Here is a 21,087-nt window from a genome sequence, read left to right as displayed (position 1 = left end):
AATTAATACAAAATCGCATTTAATGGTGGGCCAGTCCGCCCACCACGTTGTAATGGAAAAAACATCTATGGCCAATGCTCTATCTCAATTAAAAGCGCTGACGACGATCGTCGCGGATACCGGTGACATCGAAGCGATCAAACGTTACCAGCCTGAAGACGCGACCACCAACCCGTCGCTGATCCTAAAAGCTGCACAGATCCCTGAATATGCACCATTAATTGAAGATGCCGTAGCTTGGGCCAAGGCGCAGAGCAGCGACGCTGCCCAGCAGCTTGAAGACGCTGCCGACAAGCTGGCGGTCAACATCGGTCTGGAGATTCTCAAGATCGTTCCCGGACGCATCTCCACCGAGGTGGATGCCCGCCTCTCTTTTGACAGCAAGGGCTCTATTGAGAAGGCCAACAAGCTGATGCGCCTCTATAATGAAGCCGGTATCAGTAATGATCGCATCCTGATCAAGCTGGCATCGACCTGGGAAGGGATTCAAGCCGCCCGCCACCTCGAGGAGCAGGGTATCAACTGCAACCTGACCCTGTTGTTTGGCTTCGCCCAGGCCCGAGCCTGTGCCGAAGCTGGCGTATTCCTGATCTCTCCCTTCGTAGGCCGAATTCTCGACTGGTACAAGGCCAAGACCGGGGAAAACTACAGCGCCGATACCGATCCTGGTGTCGTTTCGGTCAGTGCCATCTATGACTACTACAAACGTCACGGCTACCAAACCGTGGTGATGGGCGCCAGTTTCCGCAATACCGGTGAGATTCTGGCCCTGGCGGGCTGCGATCGACTGACCATCGGTCCCGGCCTGCTGGAAGAGCTGGAGCAGAGCTCGGCACCGGTCAGCGGTAAGCTCAGCTTCAGTGGCGAACTGGCAGCCCGCCCGGCCCCGATCACCGAGACCGAGTTCCGCTGGCAGATGAACCAGGATGCCATGGCTACCGAAAAGCTGTCTGAAGGCATTCGCAACTTTGCCATCGACCAGAACAAGCTGGAAGCGATGCTGACCGAGCGTCTGGCGGGCTGATTCACGCCCTATTCCATAGGCTCCCAATTGGGGGCCTTACTGTTTTTTGAGGACCTGACATGAGCAACCTGACCTCGCTGCCATCCTGGCAAGCCCTGACAGAACACGCCGATGAGATCAAACAGAGCCATATGAAAGCGATGTTTGAGTCCGATCCAGCCCGAGCCCAGCGCTACGGTATCAGTGCCGCTGGCTTGCGGCTGGATTACTCCAAAAACCGCCTCAACGACGCGACCCTGTCCCTGTTTGAGCAGTTGGCGGAGGAGTGTCAGCTGGAGCAGCAGCGTCAGGCGATGTTTGACGGAGTTGCCGTCAACCACACCGAACAGCGCGCGGTATTGCACACGGCCCTGCGCAGCCACGACACCAGCCCGCTGCTGGTAGACGGCGAGGACGTTCGCGCAGAAATCACCTCGACTCTGGACAAGATGGCCGCCTTTGTGGCCTCGGTTCATCAGGGTGAGTGGCGAGGTTATACCGACCAACCCTTTACCGATGTGGTCAGCATCGGCATCGGTGGCTCCTTCCTGGGGCCCAAAATTATGGCCGAAGCCCTCAAGCCCTATTGGCGCAAGGGCCTGAACTGCCACTACGTTGCCAACGTCGACGGCACCGCCATCAGCGAAAAACTGAAGAAGCTGAACCCGGAAACCACCCTGTTTGTGATGTCGTCAAAGTCGTTCACCACACAGGAAACCCTCACCAACACGCTCACCGCCAGAGACTGGTTCATGGCCAACGGCGGCCCTGAAGAGGCCATCGGTCAGCATTTTGTCGCCGTCACTTCCAATGTGCCGGCCGCGATTCAGTTTGGCATCGACGCCGACAACATTTTCCCCATGTGGGACTGGGTGGGTGGTCGCTACTCCATGTGGTCCGCCATTGGCCTGCCCATTGCCCTGCAGATTGGTTTTGAGCAGTTCCGTCACCTGCTCGATGGCGCCGAGGCCATGGATACCCACTTCAGAACCGCACCAGTCACGCAGAACATGCCGGTAATGATGGCCATGATGGCGGTGTGGTACACCAACTTCTTTGATTCCGGCAGCCATGTGGTCCTGACCTACGACCACTACCTTCGAGGCCTGCCCGCTTACATCCAACAGCTGGATATGGAGAGCAACGGCAAGGGTGTCAACAATCACAACCAGGCGGTGGACTACCACACCGGGCCGGTCATCTGGGGCGGCGAAGGCACCAACGGCCAGCACGCCTACCACCAACTGATTCACCAGGGCAGCGGCGTCATTCCCGCCGACTTTATTCTGCCACTGAACAGCCACAACCCCCTGGGCCGCCACCATGCCATGCTGGCCGCGAACTGCTTTGGACAAACCCAGGCACTGATGGCTGGTAAGACTCTTGAAGAGGCACACCAGGAGTTGTTGGACAAAGGCGTCGACCCGCAAGCCGCCGATGCTTTGGCACCGCATAAAGTGATGCCGGGCAACAAGCCCAGCAACACCCTGCTGATGGACAAACTGACTCCCGCCACCCTGGGCGCCCTGGTGGCACTCTATGAGCACCGAACCTTTGTCCAGGGTGTGATCTGGCAGATCAACTCCTTCGATCAGTGGGGAGTCGAGCTTGGCAAGGTGCTGGGCAATTCGGTATTAGATGACCTGGAAAGCGCCACTCCCAGGTTGAATCAGGATGCCTCTACCGTCGAGCTGATTAAGATCTTCCGTAAAGGGGAGATATAAACCGACGAATCCACCCCTCGAGGCGCAACCTTTTTGCAACATTTAAGTTGCATACTGAAATCCGGCTATGGTATACCGGAGTCACTAAGGTAAGTTGAGGAGGGGACCTATGGAAAGGTTGGATTACGGCTCACCACTGGGCACAGTTGTGGAGAAGCCGACTCGAACAAGGACCAATAAGAAGCGCAAATGGCGAGAGATTGAAGCCTTGAAAGAGCGGCATCGCCTTGAAAAAGAGCTTCAAGGAATCGACTTCTCTTACGAGCCCGATTGGGAATCAATCGAAGCCTGACAAATTAAAAAGCCCCGCGATGCGGGGCTTTTTGTTATCTGCGACTTTGGCCTAGCCATCGGCATCTGCCAGATAGTTTCTCAAATCCTCAAACTCCTGCTCACTGCCTCGGCCAAACAGGGGATCCTCCACCAGTTTCGATGCCACCAGCTGGTCCACTTGTTTCCAGTCATCCTCATTGAAACTGGCTTCAAGCATCGGCAAGATCTTACTCTCCTCATACTCCAGGTGACGCGTCTGCATGCGCACAAAGCGCTCGACATCGCTGATCAATTTCTCCCGGGGTATCACGGCATCGTTGAGGATCATGCCCAGAGTATCCAGTAACTCCTCGGTAGCCACCCGCAACGACTGATGCTCCACTTCCAGTTGGCTGATCTGCTCCTCAACCCCTTTTTTTTCCAGATAGTACCGATACAAAATGTCTTCCATCGGATGATGGCTGGTATCGGCGTACTGAAGCAGATAGTGCACCACGTCGCGGATCAAGGTCAGATTGACCTCCTGTCCCTCCCGCAAACTCTTGGCCTTGCCTGACAACACCCGTAGCAGGGTGAGAATGTGTTTGTGGTCGGTGTGGATCCTGGCCAGCATGGCATTCCCCCTAATAATCACTTTAACTAATAATAGTTAACTTTAAGTTACACCCTATAACCTATCGCCGCCTAGCCTGAAACTGGGTTGACTCAGATCAAAGCTGCCAACGGATAGGATTACGTCCCTGTTTAATCAGCCACTCATTGGCTTTTGAAAAATGACCACAACCCAGAAAACCGCGATGAGCCGAAAGCGGCGACGGGTGTGGGGCTTTAAGAATCAGATGCTTATCGGCATCCAGAGCCTGACCTTTTTTCTGAGCATGAGCCCCCCACAGCATAAACACCACCGGTCTTGGCCCCCGGTTCAACTCCGCCAGCAAAGCATCGGTAAACCGTTCCCAACCCAGTTTGGCATGGGAGTGGGCCCGGCCCTGTTCCACCGTCAACACGGTATTAAGCAGCAACACCCCTTGCTTGGCCCAGTCGCTGAGGTTGCCCTGCTGCGGAATAATGAAACCGTCGACATCCCGGTGCAACTCTTTGAAGATGTTTCTCAGCGAAGGCGGTACCCTGACCCCGTCAGGAACGGAAAAACTCAATCCATGGGCCTGACCGGGGCCGTGATAGGGATCCTGCCCCAGAATCACGACTTGCACCTGTTGCAGAGGCGTCAGGGTCAATGCCGCCAACACCTGCTCTTCCGCCGGATACACGGCCACACCACTCTGCCTCAGTGCCGCCAGCCTGGCTTGCATATCTCTAAAGTAAGCCTGTTGCCGCTCTCGCTCGACAACCTCCTGCCAGTCCATGCCCATTTTCAGTCTCGGATTAAGAAAACGCAAAGCATAAACAACCCTTTATCATTGAGCAATTGATTCACTTAGCGCAAACCCATAGGATCCAGTTACCATTCCCCAGCCAACCCAGACCATGAGACGGATCGGAGCCCATGTCAGTGCACAGGGCGGTGTTGAAAATGCCCCGCTGAATGCCGCAGCCATTAACGCCAAAGCCTTTGCCCTATTCACTAAGAACCAGCGACGCTGGCAGGCCAAACCCCTGACCGAGGACAGCATCAGCGCCTTCAAAAGCAACTGCCTCAAGGTGGGCATTGCCCCTGGGCACATCCTGCCCCACGACAGCTACCTGATTAACCTCGGCCACCCGGATCCGGATGCCCTGGCACGCTCCCGGGACGCCTTTGTGGATGAGATGCACCGCTGTCAGCAACTGGGGTTATCGCTGCTGAATTTTCATCCTGGCAGCCACCTACGGCAGATTCCTGAAGCCCATTGCCTGCGCCTGATCAGCGACTCCATCAACCTGGCGCTGGACGCCACCGATGGCGTGACCGCGGTCATTGAAAATACCGCCGGCCAGGGTTCCAATATGGGCCACCGCTTCGAACACCTGGCCACCATCATAGAGGGTGTGGAAGATCGCAGCCGCATCGGCGTCTGCCTGGATACCTGCCATACCTTTGCCGCCGGTTACGACCTCTCCAGCCTTGAGGCCTGTCAGGCCACCTTTGCGGAGTTTGATCGCGTAGTGGGCCTGAACTACCTCAGCGCCATGCACCTCAATGGCAGCAAATCCACCCTGGGCAGTCGAGTCGATCGTCACCACAGCCTGCAGCAGGGTGAGATGGGTACAGAGGTGTTTCATTTTTTGATGAACCACCCGGCTACCGATGAGATCCCCATGGTGCTGGAGACCATTGACGACAGTTTATGGGCACAGGAGATTGAGTGGCTGTACAGCCTGGAGAGGGCAGCCAGTTAACCGCTGGCTCAAATGTCAGGCAAAAAAAAGGCAGGTCAAAATAATGACCTGCCAAACTTAAGCAGCAAATGGGGCCTCAATTGATGGTGTCCCGACACAAGAAAACACCACCACCCCGAATTGCATTAAAATCAAACTGGATGAAACTGAAAACACTCACACACTGAATAAACACTTACCTGTATTACTCGGCGCGTTCATTGACTCTAACACTGATTGGTTAATCAACGAGGTGGCCATTTTGCCCCCAATCGCCGCCGCCGACAAACGAGGAATAATACTCCTCGAATTAATTTCACTCATCTGAAATTCCAACCTTGCTCCCATCTTTCCAGTAGTGAAAATGTCATTATTCAGCCGCTGTCAGCGGTTACGTGACCTTGCCCACACTGGCGTTACCGGCGCCATTGCAAATAAGTGTCATTTAACCATCAAGCTGCTACAGTGAGCGCAATTTTTACCCAGCACTGCAGTAGGAAATACCATGATTGATTTGCGATCAGATACGGTCACCCAGCCGACTGAAGCAATGCGCCGGGCGATGGCCAGCGCGCCGGTCGGTGACGATGTGTATGGCGACGACCCCAGCGTTAATAAGTTGGAAGAGTCTGCTGCCGAGATGGCCGGATTCGAAGCGGCGCTGTTCACCAGCTCCGGCACCCAGGCCAACCTGCTGGCACTGATGAGCCATTGTCAGCGAGGCGATGAATACCTGTGTGGCCAGCAGGCGCACAACTACCGCTACGAAGGCGGCGGCGCCGCAGTACTGGGCTCCATCCAGCCCCAGCCGGTTGACAATCAGCCGGACGGCAGCCTATGCCTGTCACAGTTGGCCGCTCAGATTAAACCCGACGATTGCCACTTTGCCCAAACCCGGCTGATCAGCCTGGAAAACACCATAGGTGGCAAGGTGCTGCCACTGGACTACTTGGCAGATGCGCAGTCATTTGCTTTTGAGCATGGCCTGAAAATTCACCTCGACGGTGCCAGGGTGTTTAATGCCGCCGTCAAGCAACAAGTGCCCCTGACCCGCATCAGCCAGCACTTTGATTCCATGACCATCTGCCTCTCCAAAGGACTGGCCGCACCGGTCGGATCACTGCTGATCGGTGACGAAGCATTGATCACCAGGGCCAGACGACTTAGAAAAATGCTCGGTGGCGGCATGCGCCAAGCCGGCATTCTTGCGGCAGCAGGACAACTGGCACTGGAACAGCAAGTGGAACGACTCAGCATCGACCATGACAACGCCAACTACCTGGCCCGGGAGTTAGCGCAGTTGGATGAACTGGATGTGGATCGGTCAGCGGTGCAAACCAACATGGTCTTTGCTACCCTCAATCAACCGCATAACCCCAACGCGCTGCAGCAGCACCTGGAGCAGCAAGGGATTCGAATTTCGGCTGCCAATACCCTGCGGCTGGTGACCCACAAAGACATTGAACGAAGCGATCTGGATAAAGTGATTGACCAGATAAAGGCCTTTTTTGCGAGTAACTCATAGTGAATTCTGATCGAAAACCCAGCGGCCAACTGCTGCTCAGAACTCTGGCGATGCCGGCAGACACCAACCCCAATGGTGACATCTTCGGTGGCTGGATCATGTCGCAGATGGACATGGCAGGTGGCCTGTTGGCCAAAGAGATAGCCCGAGGCCGTATCTGTACGGTCTCCGTTGACGGCATGACCTTCCACAAACCCGTCGGCGTCGGCGATGCGGTCTGTGTCCACGGCCAGTGCACCGCGGTCGGCAACAGCTCCATGACCATCACCCTGGAGGTCTGGGCAAAGCCAGTGCTTAAAGGAGAGAAGGACCGCTACTGCGTCACCGAAGGCACCTTCACCTACGTCGCCATCACCGAGTCTGGCCGTCCGCGCACCGTCCCCCCTCAGGGCTGAGTGCCAGGCAACAAAAAGGGAGCCCGGGCTCCCTTTTTTGGCTTGGTTGCTAGTGCAGTTTCAACTCCGGTCGCATGATGCGCTGCAGCCCGTTCAACAACATCAACAGCAACCCCTTACTGACGCCATGCAGGGCAATCAGGTGACGTCGATACAGTGAGGTATAAACCAGCCGCGCCATCTTACCCTCCACCGTCATGCCCCCCCCCACAAACGACATCAGGTTACCCACGGTGTGAAACTTGGACATGTTCACAAAGGATCCCAGATCCTTATAAACATAACCATCCAGTGTCGCCTGGGGATCGGCCATCAGCTTCTCGATATTATCCCCTACCAGCAGTGCCATCTGCCGGGCCGTCTGTCCTCTGGGGGGGACCCAGCTGCCGTCTTCCTGAGGGCAGGCGGCACAGTCGCCGAAGGCAAAGATGCGATCGTTGCTCAGACTCTGGCAACTGGGGTGGACCATAATCTGATCCGCCTGATTTACCTCCAGTCCCAAAGTGGCCAGAAACGGATGCCCCTTCACTCCGGCCGACCATAACACCATGTCAGAAGGGATAAACTGACCATCTGCGGTATGCATCCCCATGGGGGTGACTTCACTGATTCTGGTATCGGTTTTTACCCTGACCCCCAGCTTGGCCAGCTCCTTGGCCACGGCATTACAGATGCGCGGTTTATCGATGCGGGGCAACACCCGATCTGTGGCTTCAATCAAGTTAACCTGCAACAGGTCTTCTCTAATATCATAGCCATAGCCTCTCAGGGTGTCAGCGGCATGATGCATCTCGGCCGCCATCTCCACACCGGTTGCACCGGCGCCGACGATAGAGATCTCGAAGTGTTCCTGCTCCACATTGTGTTCTTTCGCGTAGCGTAAAAAACGGTGACGAATCTTCTTTCTCAGCGCCATCGCCTGTTCGGTCAGATCCAGGAAATCACAGTGTTCCTGCACCCCGGGAATACCAAAATCGTTGGTGACGGCGCCCACACCGATCACCAGATAGTCATAGCCGATTTTTCTCTCCGGAAGGATCTCGGCGCCAAACTCATCCAACATCGGTGCCAGTACTACTTGGCGATCAACCTGATTGAGTCCCGCCAGCATCCCCTGTTCAAAACGGTAGCCATTTTGAGAGGCGTGCATGCGGTAATCCAGCGCGTTCAGCCCCTCATCCAGGCTGCCGGTGGCCAGTTCATGCAGTAATGGCTTCCAGATATGGTGATCACAGCGGTCGATCAGGGTGATCTCCGCCTTCCCTTTTCTGCCCAGCTTTCGTCCCAGCTTGGTAACGATCTCCATGCCGCCGGCGCCGCCGCCAACGATTACAATTTTGGTCATTGTGACACTCCACAGCGGGATTGATTGAGCAACCACCAGTCGTTACAGCTCACTCCCGGGCCAAAATCCGGCCCTGATCACGCTCTGCATCCTGGCAAGTGTGACCCTTATCGAGCCATCTGGCAGTCTAACAACGCCGTCATTCCCTTTCAAACGGACATTAGTTCGACTTAACTCTTTATGATCAACCACTCATGGATGCACAAAAACAGGAACAAGCCCACAGAAGGCGCGCCCTAACTCGAAGGTATTTCAGGGGTAACTTTCACCGACTGAAACTCAATTACGGGATTTCCCAACCTGAGCTGGTATCGATAGCCACATTATCAAGGTGGCTGAAATAGAAGTAGAAAATGTCGTAGCTGCTTTTCTGACCACGATCAGGCAGTGACGCCTTCTTAGAGTGGGTAACAAGGTCAAACCAGCTTCGGTTCCATCAGTGCACCACTGGCTGCAGCGCCAGCAACTTGCGGAACTCCGGTACCGAAACCGGTTTCCCCAGCAGATACCCCTGCATCAGATCGCAGCCGTGCCGACGTAGCCAGCGCATCTGCTCCTGCTGCTCCACCCCCTCGGCTACGACCGTCAGCCCCAGATTCTTAGCCAGGCTTAGAATCGCCTTGGTGACCTTGCAGTAGTGCGGATCCCGAGGCAGTTGTTTGACAAAACTGTGGTCAATCTTAAGCACATCGAAAGGCAGTTGAGACAGGTACGCCAACGACGAGTGACCGGTGCCGAAGTCGTCTATGGCAAAACGGACTCCCATCGCCTTGATCTTCAGCATCGCCTGTTTGCCGGCTTCTAGGTTTTCCATCAGCATCGATTCAGTCAGCTCAAACTCAATCAACGACGGATCCACCTTGGTCAGCGCCAACACCTCTTTCACCGAATCAACAAACTGCGGCACCACCAGCTGTTTCACCGACACATTGATGGCCACCCCCATGCGCCGCCCTTCACGGTTCCAGCTTTTCACCTGTTCACAGGCTTGCTGTAGCACCCACTCACCAATCTCGATGATCTGACCCGATTGCTCAGCCAGCTCAATAAACTCATCCGGAGGAATCATCCCCAAGTCAGGGTGCTGCCAACGTAATAGCGCCTCGGCAGCGCTGATGAATTCGCTTTCACAACACTGCTGCTGGTAATACACCTGCAACTCATTACGCTCCAGCGCATAACGAAGATCTTGCTCCAATCTCAGTTTTCGTTGCTCTTTCTGACTCTGGAGCTCGGAGTGGAAACAGACCCGGTCTCCTCCCTCCCCCACCGCCCGACCGGCGGCACAGTCCGCATCCCGGATCAGGCTACCGGCATCGCGGCTGGAGTTTTTGCTAGAGGAGAACCCCTGGCTCAGGGAAAAGAAAAACTGTCGCTCACTGCGACCGCACACCACTGGCTGACGAAACGCCGCTTTCACCTTGGCCGCCAGCCTGGAAACCGCTTCCGGACGATGGTTACCAACCCAGAGCATGGCAAAGCGGGTTGACTCGAAACGATACAGCGCAATAGGCTGATCCGGCAGTGCCAATTTCTGCAGTTGGTTGCTCAGTATCTCTGTAGCCCGTATCAGCACTCCATCACCGCCGCCGAAGCCCACAGCAGAGGTAACCCGCTGGAATCGGTCCAGATGCAGCATCCCCACCACCAATTCACAGTTCTGATGAGTGAGCCAATAATCGATGTCGTACTCAAAACGGCGCCGATTCGGCAACCCGGTCAGAAAATCATGGTTACTGCGATGCTCCATTAACTCCTGTACCCGCTGTGCCTCCGACACATCCTTAATGTGCATATGGACGCGATCCAGCTCATCCAGCATCACCACAGTCACCGCCAGAGTCCGGCCACAAAACGTCAACCTATGCTCCTTCATGGCTTCAAGGCCGTCAGTGTAATTCAGAGCCTCAAGCAACTTGCCAAACATCAACTGGGAGCAGTCAAAACCCAACTCAGCAGCCAGACGGGCGCAGGCGGGATTACTGTACTTCAGGGTCAGTTGATAATCACAGGCAAGAGCCGGTTCCGGGTTATGCTCGGGAAACATGCTCAGCCGTTGCCGGCGGCGATGCTCCCGCAAAAAAATCAGAGACAAAAAAACGATCAGAGCAATGGCCAGCCACAGCAACAACAGGAACTGCACCACCAGGCGCATGGCCCCCTCGGTGACGGTGTGCACCATTTGCTGGTAATCACCGGCATCGCTCATCAGCCCCGAATCGATTCCGTCCAGCACAGACAGCAACAGCTCGCTGATCTCCGCCAGTTGAGAAAGGGATTCAGCTCGAGGAGAAGATGACGCTGGCCACTGCTGCAGCTGTAATAAAACCAGTTGCAACTCCTGAAACAAGGCCGGTCGGTGTCGTTGCTGCTGTAACTCGGCCAGCAACTGAGTACTTTGACGGACGGTAGACTCAAGCTGTTGATGCAACCCACTGGAGATACCGGCCCGCTCGGCATCCACCAGGAGCCCTTTGAGTACCAAAATCTGATACCTCAACCGGTGAGTTTTGCTCAACTCGGGAATCTTGTTCTGCACCAGGTTGGTGCTGGCATCGACAAGACGCATTCCCATATCAGACAGGCGCCAACTGATGACGGCCCCCGCCACCATCATCACAGCAAACAACAGGGCCAGTCGCCACTTCAGTGGCCGAGCGAAAATCCATTGCATCCTTGCACCTCTTATCTCAAGGCGGGAACCTTCTCACAGCCTGTTACCGGTAAACCGGTTGCTCCCTGAGCCTCGCCCGCATCCTGCGGACAGCGCCACCAGGACAGGCAGCGTACAACGACGGTAAAACTGACCTCCTCGGCAACGGGGCTGAGCCCGGTAGCAGGAGGGGTTATTGGAGTGAAACGCGGGCAGATCGGTAAGCCTAACTCTAGTCTCCCAGCATAGATGACGCCATATCCTGGCCTTAAAGGCAATCATCAACGAATACCAACTGCGATAAAACTAATCCCTAAATATCATAATCTTATAAAACTAATAACCGCCCATCTCCTACTCGAAAAAGGGCGATCTCCTACAACGGCTCCGCCAGGGCCAGGCGGTCATACTGGCGTTTCTCACCCACCAGAACCAACACCCGTTTTAGCTGTTGCAGATCATCGCCCTGAATCCTAACTCGATCTCCCGCTCCCCCTGCCTCATATTTGGATACCGGGGCGAGAAGGCCGGTATCGGGCATGGAACGGTTACTCCGGTTGTTTCAGCAGGCCCGCTTGCAGCAAGGCGATGTTGTGCTCCGCCAGGCGATAGTAAAAATCGTCATCGACCTTAATTCCATTAACCTTCAACATCGACGGCGGCGCCAGGAAGGGAAACACCATCAGACTGGCGAAGCTGAGGCGGGCCAGGGCAGGATCGACGCCGGGTTTGAGTCCACCTTTCTCGGCCAGATCCTCAAACATCAAATTTTCTCCGTGGGAAAACACGCCATGAATCAGTTTTTGCAACTGTTGAACCTGACCGGCGGAGCCCTCCATAGACAGCAAACGGTACACCAGACGCGGAAAATAGGGGCTTTCCGCCATCACCTGGTTATAGGTCCGCATGACCACGCTGATGGACTCGAAATCCTTGCTCTGCTGTGCCTGCAGCACCTTTTCGGAGATGGGAGCGACCGTCTCCGCCATCATGGTCTCGAACAAGCCCCACTTATTGGCAAAGTAGTATCGAATCAGCGCGGCATTGACGTCCGCCTCTTCGGCGATCTGACGGGTAGAAACCTTTTCATAAGGAGCAAAGGAAAACTGTTTGCGGGCGGCGTCGATCAAACGCTGGCGGGCATCGGAGTCACCCACGGGTCGACCCTGTCGATTGGCCATCACGGTACCTTAATATTCATCAATCGATGAATATTAAGGTACCGTAGCAGACTAAGGCACCGCAATAATTCATCTTAATCTCGGTGATTGATGAATTAATCCAACTCGATGGTGACCCCGTCCAGGCTGCTGGTGCTGCCCTGGTTTCTGGAATGCAGCTTGATCATCAGCCTCAGATCATTGGCAGAGTCAGCGTGATGCAGGGCATTCTCATAGCTAATCTGCCCCTGTTGGTAAAGAGTGAACAGCGCCTGATCAAAAGTTTGCATGCCCTGCTCGGTGCTGCAGGCCATCGCCTGCTTCAGCTCATGCAGTTCCCCCTTGGCAATCAGATCCGCTACCCTGGGCGTATTGAGCAGCACCTCGATGGCCACCCGCCGTCCCTGACCGTCGACACTGGGCACCAACTGCTGGGCCATGACCGCTTTCAGGTTCAGAGACAGATCAAACAACAGCTGGCGATGCTTCTCTTTCGGCACCAGATGCATGATGCGATCCAGCGCCTGGTTGGCATTGTTGGCATGCAGCGTCGCCATGCACAGATGCCCGGTCTCCGCGAAGGCCAGGGCAAACTCCATGGTTTCCTGACTGCGAATCTCACCAATAAGAATCACATCCGGAGCCTGCCTGAGCGAGCTCTTCAGCGCCGCCTCGAACGACTCGGTGTCCAACCCCACTTCCCGCTGGGTCACCATGCTTTTCCGGTGTTGATGAACAAACTCAATGGGGTCTTCGATGGTGAGAATGTGGCCGGCCTGGTTGGCATTGCGATGGCCCACCATGGCCGCCAGCGAGGTGGATTTACCGGTTCCGGTAGCCCCCACCATGATAACCAGCCCGCGCTTCATCATCGCCACCTCGGACATGATCGCCGGCAGGTGCAGCTCTTCCGGAGTCGGTATACGGGTTTCAATCAACCGCATCACCATACCGGGGTGCTCCCGCTGCCAGAACGCCGACACCCGGAATCGCCCCAACTGCTCATCAAAACTGTAAGCAAAGTTGGCTTCCCGGTGCTGGTGAAACTGCTGTTTGGTGTCGGTGGTCATCACCGCCTCCACCATCAATAATGCCTGCTCCTCGGTCAGCGGTTGATCCGTCAGCGGCGTCATCACACCATCGATCTTGGCACTGGGTGGAAAACCCACGGTGATAAACAGATCGCTGGCTTTACGGCTGACCATCTGGGCCAGCAGGACGTTGATCTCCATTGCGACTCCTAGAACGAGCTGACGTTCAGCTTGGCCATCATGTCCTGACGGCTGATGACTCCCTGATTGGCCAGCTTGGTCAGGCTCTGCTCCAGAGTCTGCATACCGTAGCTCATGCCGGTCTGAATGGCAGAGTACATCTGCGCCACTTTATCTTCCCGAATCAGGTTACGAATCGCCGGCGTCCCCATCATGATTTCATGAGCCGCCACCCGGCCGCCGCCAACTCTTTTCACCAAGGCCTGAGAGATCACCGCCTGCAGCGATTCCGACAACATGGTGCGCACCATCGCCTTCTCCGCCGCGGGGAACACATCCACTACCCGGTCGATGGTCTTAGCCGCCGAGGTGGTATGCAGAGTGCCAAACACCAGATGACCGGTCTCTGCCGCCGTCAGCGCCAAACGGATGGTCTCCAGATCCCGCATCTCCCCCACCAGAATCACATCGGGGTCTTCCCTCAGTGCACTGCGCAGGGCATTATTAAAGCTGTGGGTATCGCGATGAACTTCACGCTGATTGATCAGGCAATTTTTAGGCTGGTGAACGAACTCAATGGGATCCTCAATAGTCAGGATATGGTCCCGGCGTTCGGCATTGATGTAATCCACCATGGCCGCCAGGGTGGTGCTTTTACCCGAGCCAGTCGGGCCGGTGACCAACACCAGCCCCCGGGGAAACGATGCGATCTGACGGAAAATATCCGGTGCGTCCAACTGCTCCAGGCTGAGGACAGTACTGGGAATGGTGCGAAACACCGCCGCCGCGCCGCGGGCCTGGTGAAACGCATTCACCCGGAAGCGAGCCAGGTTCGGCACTTCAAATGAGAAATCAATCTCCAGGTTCTGCTCATACTCCTTGCGCTGCTTATCGTTCATGATGTCATACACCAGACTGTGTATGGTGGCATGGTCCAGCTCAGGCACATTGAGACGGCGAACCTCACCATCGACACGAATAATTGGCGCAACCCCGGAGGAGAGGTGCAGATCGGAGGCGTTGTGTTTTACACTAAAGGCAAGAAGCTCAGTAATATCCATTTATCTGACAAGAAATTAGCTGAAAATTATGACAACCATAGCAGACCAGTTGAGTCTGGCCCAGCAACGGATTGCACAATCCGCCCGGAACAGTGATCGCCATCCGGACCAGATCACCCTGCTGGCGGTCAGCAAAACCAAACCCGCACCTCTGTTGCAGCAGGCGTTCGAAGCCGGACAGCGCCACTTTGGCGAAAACTACCTGCAGGAAGCACTGGAAAAACAGCAGCAATTGGCCGAACTGCCGATCATCTGGCACTTTATCGGCCCGATTCAGTCCAATAAGACCCGCCCCATCGCCCAGCACTTCGACTGGGTCCACAGTGTGGATCGACTCAAGATTGCCCAGCGGCTGTCGGAGCAGAGGCCGGCGTCGCTGCCGCCGCTGAATCTGTGCATTCAAGTCAACGTCAGCCATGAAGCCAGTAAGTCGGGCGTGGCTGCCGATGAGCTGATGTCACTGGCCGAGCAGATTCACGACCTGCCCAATCTGACCCTGAGAGGCGTCATGGCCATTCCCATGGCCAGCAGCGATCCTGCACATCAAAGGCAACAATTTAGTCAGGTTAAAAAGCTGTTTAATGAGCTAAAATCACGATTTGGTGGTATCGATACCCTGTCCATGGGCATGAGCGGCGATCTCGACGCCGCCATCGAGCAGGGCAGTACCATGGTACGCCTGGGTACCGCAATTTTTGGCGCAAGGAAGTAAAGTGACCTCAACCATCGCATTCATCGGTGCCGGCAACATGAGCCGCAGCATCATCAGTGGTCTGGTAAACGGCGGCTATCCCGCCGACGCCATCGCGGCCAGTAACCCCAGCCGAGGCAAACTTGATGAGCTTCAGGAGAGCTTCGGCATTCGCACCAGTACCGACAACCTTCAGATCGCCGAGGCCGACGTGCTGGTACTGGCGGTTAAACCGCAAATTCTTAAGTCGGTGTGTGAACAGCTGAAACAGCTGGATCTGAGCCAGACCCTGGTGTTGTCCATCGCCGCCGGTGTTACCTGTGATCGCATCGCCGAATACCTGCAACAGCCGGTAAGAGTGGTTCGTGCCATGCCCAACACCCCTTCGCTACTGGGGTTAGGGATGACCGGCCTGTTCGGCGCTCCGGGCATCCTCAAACAGGACAAGGCGCTGGCCTCGACCCTGATGTCAGCGGTGGGCGAAATCGTCTGGGTTGAAGAAGAGAGCGGCATCGACCAAGTCATCGCCTGTGCCGGCAGTGCACCGGCCTATTTCTTCCTGATGATGGAAGCGATGGAGCAATGCGCCGTCGACAGCCTGGGCGTCTCCCCCCAGCAAGCCCGGAAAATGATTGAGCAAACCGCCGTCGGTGCCGCCGCCATGGTCAAACAAAATCCGCAGCTGTCCCTGGCCGAGTTGCGCGCCAGGGTTACTTCAAAAGGCGGCACTACCGCCAAAGCCATCGAACATTTTGAACATCAGGGGCTGAGGAAGACCGTCGACGGTGCCATGAAGGCAGCGGTCAGCCGAGCCCAGGAAATGGCCAAACTTTTTTAATTTTCTAAACGGATTGTCATCCCATGAATGCAACTCTTTACTTGATCTCCACCCTGTTTAACCTCTACCTGATGGTGGTGCTTCTACGTGTCTGGCTACAATGGGCCAGAGCAGATTTCTATAACCCTTTCAGTCAATTCGTCGTCAAAGCCACCCACCCGGTGTTGTCTCCCCTGCGTCGCGTCATCCCCTCCTTGGGTAGTCTGGATCTGGCTGGAGTGGTGCTCGCCTATCTGGTCGCGTTGGCAAAGTGGCTGGTATTGATGGCCATCAAGGGAGCCGCTTTTGATCCCATGACCTTCTACCTGGCCGCCATCAGCGTGGTCAAAGAAGCCGGCATGCTGCTGTTCTGGGTGCTGATCATTCGCGCCATCATGAGCTGGATCAGCCAGGGGCAAAACCCCATCGAGTTCCTGTTTCATCAAATCACCGAACCGGTACTGGCCCCCATTCGCCGAGTGATTCCCGTCATGGGCGGCCTGGATCTGTCGGTAATGGTGCTGCTGATCGGCATGAACTTCATCAACCTGTTCCTCGGTGACCTACTGCCGTTGTGGAGAATCATTTGAAGCCAGTGCAGCGGCAGGCCGATGGCCTGCTGCTAAATCTGTACATACAACCCAAGGCCAGTCGTGACCAATGGGTAGGAGTACACGGCGATGAACTCAAGGTGGCCATTACCGCTCCACCGGTGGATGGCAAGGCCAACGCCCACCTGACCAAATTTCTCGCCAAGCAGTTCAAAGTCGCCAAAGGACAGGTGCAGATTCGCAAGGGCGAGTTGGGGCGCCACAAACAGATACAGATTGACAGCCCAAGGCAGATCCCCGAATCCATTGAACAACTATTATAATAAATGAAGTCGCCAGCGGCTCATGGCCTCTGGCGACCTCTGGTATTACTACCGACATACTAAGAAAGGAGCTCGTTATGTTTACACGCCTAGGTGCAATGCTGGTTTTCAGCCTGGCCCTGTCACTGCCAGCGCAGGCAGAACAAAAGGTTCAGGTAGGAGACTACGCCATTCATTACGTCTCCTTTGGCAGTACTTTTATTCCCCCCAGTATCGCCAAGAACTATGACATTACCCGCAGCCGCTACATCGGCTTAGTAAACATCATGGTCAAGGACACTTCTCAGGATAAGGTTGGCACAGCCCTTTCAGCAGAGATCACCGGCTACGCCCAGAATCTCCTAGGCAGTCAGAAAAACCTAAGATTTAAAGAGATTAGAGAAGGTGATGCGATCTATTACATCGCTGAGATCGAACACAGGAACGAAGAGACCTTCACCTTCAGCATCGACATCAACAATGGCACCGATCTGGACACCAACTTACAATTTGAACAGAAGTTCTACGTAGACTGATATCGCGCTGTGGCCATTGCTCAGTTAGAATCTCCAGTCCGAGCTTTGGTTTAAGTGATTTAGCCCATGAAACAGATTGTCCTGGCTACCGGCAACGCCGGTAAAGTCAAAGAGTTTGCCACCCTACTGGCCGATTTCCCTATTCGCGTTGCTCCCCAGAGTGAATTTGAGGTTCCTGAAGCTATCGAAGATGGCCTGACCTTCGTCGAGAATGCCATTATCAAAGCCCGCAATGCCGCTCAGGCCACCGGCCTGCCGGCCATCGCCGACGATTCAGGAATCGAGGTCGACGCCCTCAATGGCAAGCCGGGTATCTACTCCGCCCGTTTCGCCGGCGAACCCTCCAACGCGGAGAACAACTGGCGAAAACTGCTACAGGAGATGGAAGGCAAGCCGGAACGCAGCGCCCGTTTTCAGTGCGTATTGGTGTTTATGCGCCACGCCGAAGATCCAACCCCAATCATCTGCCAGGCCAGCTGGGAAGGTGAAATCCTCGATCATGCCCGCGGCGAACAGGGGCATGGTTACGACCCGGTGTTTCTGGTCCGTGGCGACACCCGCTCCGCTGCCGAGATGGGTTCGGATGATAAAAACCGCCTCAGCCACCGTGGCAAAGCCATGAAGCTGCTGCTGGCCGAACTGAAAGAGAAGGGCATCATTCAATGATGCAGCTGCCACCACTGTCACTTTATGTTCATATTCCATGGTGTGAGCAGAAGTGTCCCTACTGTGATTTCAACTCCCACGGTCGAAAAGGCCCGATTCCGCAGCAGCAGTACATCGATGCCCTGCTGGAGGATCTCGAGGGCGACCTCGACGGCGCCGGGGGACGACAACTGCACAGTATCTTCATCGGTGGTGGCACACCTTCGCTTATCGACAGCGACCAGATTGCCCGGCTTTTAGAGGGAATTCAGAGCCGAATCGGCTTCGCTCCTGACACCGAAATCACCATGGAAGCCAATCCAGGCACCCTGGAAGCGGGCCGGTTTGAAGGCTACCGCCATGCTGGAGTCAACCGCCTGTCCATCGGTGTTCAGAGCTTTCAGCCACAGAAACTGATTCAGTTGGGGCGCATCCACGATGACAACCAGGCCCATGCTGCCATCGAAGCCGCCGCCAACGCTGGCTTTGAGCGCATCAACATCGACTTGATGCACGGCTTACCACAACAGAGTACGGAAGATGCGCTGTTCGACCTCAGGCAAGCCATCGCCCACAACACCGTCCACCTGTCCTGGTACCAGTTGACCATTGAGCCCAATACCCAGTTTGCATCCAGGCCACCTACTCTTCCCGACGAAGAGGTACAGTGGCAGATATTTGAACAGGGGCGGCAGTTACTGCTGGACGCCGGCTATCAGCAGTATGAAATCTCCGCCTGGGCCAAACCCGGTTATCGCTGCGATCATAACCTCAACTACTGGCGCTTTGGTGACTATCTGGGCATCGGCTGCGGCGCCCACGGCAAACTCAGTCAGCCAGGGGAAAACCGGATAGTGCGTACCACCAAGATCCGCCACCCCAAAGGCTACCTGGATCCTAAGCGGAGTTACCTCGACACCGAGACAGGTGTCGTCAATGACGACATGGCGCTGGAATACTACATGAACCGGTTGAGGCTGATGGAGCCCATGCCGCTGGCAGAGCTGAGTCAGCGCACCCCGCTGACTCAGGCCCAAGTTGCCGGCACCCTGTCTGAAGCCGAGCGCAAAGGGCTGATTGCCATCGATGGACAACAGATGCAACTGACCCCCTTGGGGCACCGCTACCTCAATGAATTACTGGGAATGTTTCTGCCAGAGTAACGCTCTGGTTTTGGTGACAGTTCAGACACAGTAACAATTTCCAGGCGTAGCCAGGACGCGGCCTGAGCATCACGCATCCCCCCGCCCCCTGAATGTACTGCAACAACAGGCGCAAAACGGGGTGAAAAAACCAGCCAGCCGCCCACTTTGGCGCTCACTCCCGCCCTGGTTGTTTCGTACAGCAAACAATGCAAGCCAGGATATTGGATACAGTTTCCAGCGTTTACTAACAGACAGGCAAAGAAAAAGGGAGAGCCTTTCGGCTCTCCCATCTCTTTTTATTATATTGGGCTATTTTATTGTTTTTTGACGCTGCCCATCGCCCGGCTACCACTCTTAAAGCTTTTGAGCTTTTTATTATGTAGGGTACAGAGGGTAATCCTGCCGCTGAAAAATGCCCCGGATCCGACCGGGGCCAAAATTCCAGATGATGGATTTCAATAATCCTGTGATGGCGAACCGCGAGGTAACTCTCCATCACAACAGCGAAACTGAACGGCTGGCTTATCGAAGGGGTCAATTTCAACAAGCTTCAATCTCGGCTGATGTGAAGCATTGTATTCATATCAGAACAATTGGCAAGCCAACCAATGTTAATGAACCAACATCAGAGCAACAAGCCAGCATCAACATGAGTTAAAGTCGAATCTACATGGCTTAAGAATCAACAGGTTACGCCATCATGCCGACCCAGATCACACCATTGTTTCAACCTAAGAACAATGTTTCCGGCAATAGCTACAATAACAGCGCCAACTTTCGGTCCCAGGGCGGTACTTCCCCCAGACTCTCCTTAACAAAGTCGGTAAACGCCCGCACTTTTGGCGCCAGGTTTTGTCGCCTCGGGTAAACGGCCTGCAGAGCCAGAGGGTGGGTCAGGCTCCATTCGGTCAGGATTGGAATCAGGTCGCCCTCCTGGAGCTCGTTCTCCAGCAGATAAGTTGACAGGTAGACAATCCCCAAGCCTTTCTTAGCCACCTCTTTCAATGCTGGCGCGTCATCCACCCGGTAGTTTCCCTTCACCGGAATTTTCTTCTCATCACTGCCACGCTTAAACTCCCAGACCGCATGCTCATACCATTCGCTCTTATAAACCAAGCAGTTATGCTGAACCAAATCATCAGGTGTTCGAGGTACGCCGTGCTTTGCCAGATAATCTGGCGAAGCAACCAACACAAACCGGCAGTCCATCAGCGGCCGGGCCACCATCCCCAGCGGCAGTTGCTCCGACATGGTCAGCAACAGATCCAGCCCCTCATTAACCACATCCACCTTATGATCCAAGAAGCTGATCTCCAGCTCCAGATTGGGGTACCTGGACATAAAGTCCGGTATCAGCGGCATCAGGTGCATGGCACCAAAAGCCTGGGTAATGCCGACTCTGAGTACCCCGCGAATCTCATGATGCAGGCTCTGAACGTTGGCCACGGCCGAGTCCACCTCGCGGATAATCGACTCACCATGACGATACAGGGTCTCGCCGGCTTCCGTCAGGCTCAGGGAGCGGGTGGTACGTTGTACCAGCTGCACCCCCATCTGCTGCTCCAGCAGGCTCACCTGACTGCTGACTTTCGATTTGGAAATGCCCAACCGCCGCGCCGCCGCAGAAAATCCCTGGGCTCGGACAACATGGGTGTAGATCACTATGGGTTCTAACAACTCTCGCATGACACTCTCCGGTTAACCCATACATTGAACCCTTTTAGCCGGCAA

22 protein-coding genes are annotated in these 21,087 nt (G+C 55.3%); 13 read left to right on the top strand and 9 right to left on the bottom strand.

Translation table 11 applies throughout. The features are described 5' to 3' along the window. Window positions 1-67 precede the first annotated feature (67 nt). From tal to BLT77_RS17105, 3 genes are all read left to right on the top strand, one after another. Window positions 68-1,024 (top strand): transaldolase, encoded by a 957-nt coding sequence (gene tal, locus BLT77_RS17115; protein WP_090367668.1) that lies wholly within the window; start codon window positions 68-70, stop codon window positions 1,022-1,024. Between the two features lie 59 nt (window positions 1,025-1,083). Then, entirely contained in the window at window positions 1,084-2,727 is a 1,644-nt protein-coding gene (gene pgi / locus BLT77_RS17110; protein ID WP_090367666.1) for a glucose-6-phosphate isomerase, read from the top strand. 109 nt (window positions 2,728-2,836) lie between these two features. Beyond that, window positions 2,837-3,019, top strand: coding sequence for a DUF3545 family protein (locus BLT77_RS17105; protein WP_028114166.1), 183 nt, complete (start codon window positions 2,837-2,839; stop codon window positions 3,017-3,019). Between the two features lie 51 nt (window positions 3,020-3,070). Here the strand turns inward: BLT77_RS17105 and BLT77_RS17100 are convergent, their stop codons facing one another. Further along, the gene (locus BLT77_RS17100) at window positions 3,071-3,613 is read right to left on the bottom strand and encodes a hemerythrin domain-containing protein (protein WP_090367664.1); all 543 of its coding nucleotides are present in this window, start codon (window positions 3,611-3,613) and stop codon (window positions 3,071-3,073) included. A 97-nt stretch (window positions 3,614-3,710) separates the two neighbouring features. Then, on the bottom strand, window positions 3,711-4,367 hold the full coding sequence (ung, locus tag BLT77_RS17095; protein WP_090367662.1) for a uracil-DNA glycosylase: 657 nt from the start codon (window positions 4,365-4,367) through the stop codon (window positions 3,711-3,713). A gap of 121 nt (window positions 4,368-4,488) precedes the next feature. Here ung and nfo point away from each other — a divergent pair, with 121 nt between their 5' ends. From nfo to yciA, 3 genes are all read left to right on the top strand, one after another. Next, window positions 4,489-5,340, top strand: coding sequence for a deoxyribonuclease IV (nfo, locus tag BLT77_RS17090; protein WP_090367660.1), 852 nt, complete (start codon window positions 4,489-4,491; stop codon window positions 5,338-5,340). A gap of 484 nt (window positions 5,341-5,824) precedes the next feature. After that, window positions 5,825-6,844: a low-specificity L-threonine aldolase gene (gene ltaE / locus BLT77_RS17085; RefSeq protein ID WP_090367658.1), complete on the top strand. Its 1,020-nt coding sequence runs from the start codon at window positions 5,825-5,827 to the stop codon at window positions 6,842-6,844. After that, window positions 6,844-7,239 (top strand): acyl-CoA thioester hydrolase YciA, encoded by a 396-nt coding sequence (gene yciA / locus BLT77_RS17080; RefSeq protein ID WP_281241983.1) that lies wholly within the window; start codon window positions 6,844-6,846, stop codon window positions 7,237-7,239. The genes ltaE and yciA overlap by 1 nt, the downstream gene beginning before the upstream one ends. A gap of 49 nt (window positions 7,240-7,288) precedes the next feature. On the opposite strand, the gene BLT77_RS17075 is transcribed toward yciA, so the two are convergent. The 6 genes from BLT77_RS17075 to BLT77_RS17055 form a co-directional block, all read right to left on the bottom strand. Then, window positions 7,289-8,584, bottom strand: coding sequence for an NAD(P)/FAD-dependent oxidoreductase (locus BLT77_RS17075; protein ID WP_090367654.1), 1,296 nt, complete (start codon window positions 8,582-8,584; stop codon window positions 7,289-7,291). A 436-nt stretch (window positions 8,585-9,020) separates the two neighbouring features. After that, window positions 9,021-11,258: a putative bifunctional diguanylate cyclase/phosphodiesterase gene (locus BLT77_RS17070; RefSeq protein ID WP_090367653.1), complete on the bottom strand. Its 2,238-nt coding sequence runs from the start codon at window positions 11,256-11,258 to the stop codon at window positions 9,021-9,023. A 355-nt stretch (window positions 11,259-11,613) separates the two neighbouring features. After that, window positions 11,614-11,778, bottom strand: a complete 165-nt coding sequence (locus BLT77_RS20360; protein ID WP_176819365.1) for a hypothetical protein — start codon at window positions 11,776-11,778, stop codon at window positions 11,614-11,616. Between the two features lie 7 nt (window positions 11,779-11,785). Further along, a complete protein-coding gene (locus BLT77_RS17065; RefSeq protein ID WP_090367651.1) occupies window positions 11,786-12,418 on the bottom strand; it encodes a TetR/AcrR family transcriptional regulator in 633 nt (210 codons plus the stop codon). A 95-nt stretch (window positions 12,419-12,513) separates the two neighbouring features. After that, the gene (locus tag BLT77_RS17060) at window positions 12,514-13,629 is read right to left on the bottom strand and encodes a PilT/PilU family type 4a pilus ATPase (RefSeq protein WP_090367649.1); all 1,116 of its coding nucleotides are present in this window, start codon (window positions 13,627-13,629) and stop codon (window positions 12,514-12,516) included. Between the two features lie 8 nt (window positions 13,630-13,637). Continuing rightward, the gene (locus BLT77_RS17055; RefSeq protein ID WP_090367647.1) at window positions 13,638-14,669 is read right to left on the bottom strand and encodes a type IV pilus twitching motility protein PilT; all 1,032 of its coding nucleotides are present in this window, start codon (window positions 14,667-14,669) and stop codon (window positions 13,638-13,640) included. 28 nt (window positions 14,670-14,697) lie between these two features. On the opposite strand from BLT77_RS17055, the gene BLT77_RS17050 reads away from it, so the two are divergent. The 7 genes from BLT77_RS17050 (at window position 14,698) to hemW (ending at window position 19,374) form a co-directional block, all read left to right on the top strand. Continuing rightward, window positions 14,698-15,381, top strand: a complete 684-nt coding sequence (locus tag BLT77_RS17050; protein WP_090367645.1) for a YggS family pyridoxal phosphate-dependent enzyme — start codon at window positions 14,698-14,700, stop codon at window positions 15,379-15,381. Window position 15,382: 1 nt separating this feature from the next. Then, window positions 15,383-16,198, top strand: coding sequence for a pyrroline-5-carboxylate reductase (proC, locus tag BLT77_RS17045; RefSeq protein ID WP_281241982.1), 816 nt, complete (start codon window positions 15,383-15,385; stop codon window positions 16,196-16,198). A gap of 23 nt (window positions 16,199-16,221) precedes the next feature. After that, window positions 16,222-16,767, top strand: a complete 546-nt coding sequence (locus tag BLT77_RS17040; protein WP_090367643.1) for a YggT family protein — start codon at window positions 16,222-16,224, stop codon at window positions 16,765-16,767. Then, window positions 16,764-17,051, top strand: a complete 288-nt coding sequence (yggU, locus tag BLT77_RS17035; RefSeq protein WP_090367641.1) for a DUF167 family protein YggU — start codon at window positions 16,764-16,766, stop codon at window positions 17,049-17,051. Before BLT77_RS17040 ends, yggU begins: the two co-directional genes overlap by 4 nt. Before the next feature lie 77 nt (window positions 17,052-17,128). After that, window positions 17,129-17,566: a DUF4426 domain-containing protein gene (locus tag BLT77_RS17030; protein ID WP_090367639.1), complete on the top strand. Its 438-nt coding sequence runs from the start codon at window positions 17,129-17,131 to the stop codon at window positions 17,564-17,566. 66 nt (window positions 17,567-17,632) lie between these two features. Further along, on the top strand, window positions 17,633-18,232 hold the full coding sequence (rdgB, locus tag BLT77_RS17025; protein WP_090367638.1) for an RdgB/HAM1 family non-canonical purine NTP pyrophosphatase: 600 nt from the start codon (window positions 17,633-17,635) through the stop codon (window positions 18,230-18,232). Beyond that, window positions 18,232-19,374, top strand: coding sequence for a radical SAM family heme chaperone HemW (gene hemW / locus BLT77_RS17020; protein ID WP_218126947.1), 1,143 nt, complete (start codon window positions 18,232-18,234; stop codon window positions 19,372-19,374). Before rdgB ends, hemW begins: the two co-directional genes overlap by 1 nt. 738 nt (window positions 19,375-20,112) lie before the next feature. Here hemW and BLT77_RS17015 read toward each other — a convergent pair. After that, on the bottom strand, window positions 20,113-21,042 hold the full coding sequence (locus BLT77_RS17015; protein ID WP_028114187.1) for a LysR family transcriptional regulator: 930 nt from the start codon (window positions 21,040-21,042) through the stop codon (window positions 20,113-20,115). Window positions 21,043-21,087 lie beyond the last annotated feature (45 nt).

It is taken from the genome of Ferrimonas sediminum (genome assembly GCF_900100175.1).
GTDB classification, from domain to species: domain Bacteria; phylum Pseudomonadota; class Gammaproteobacteria; order Enterobacterales; family Shewanellaceae; genus Ferrimonas; species Ferrimonas sediminum.
Note: the sequence above shows the minus strand (reverse complement) of the source record. Positions and strands in the feature narration are given on the sequence as shown.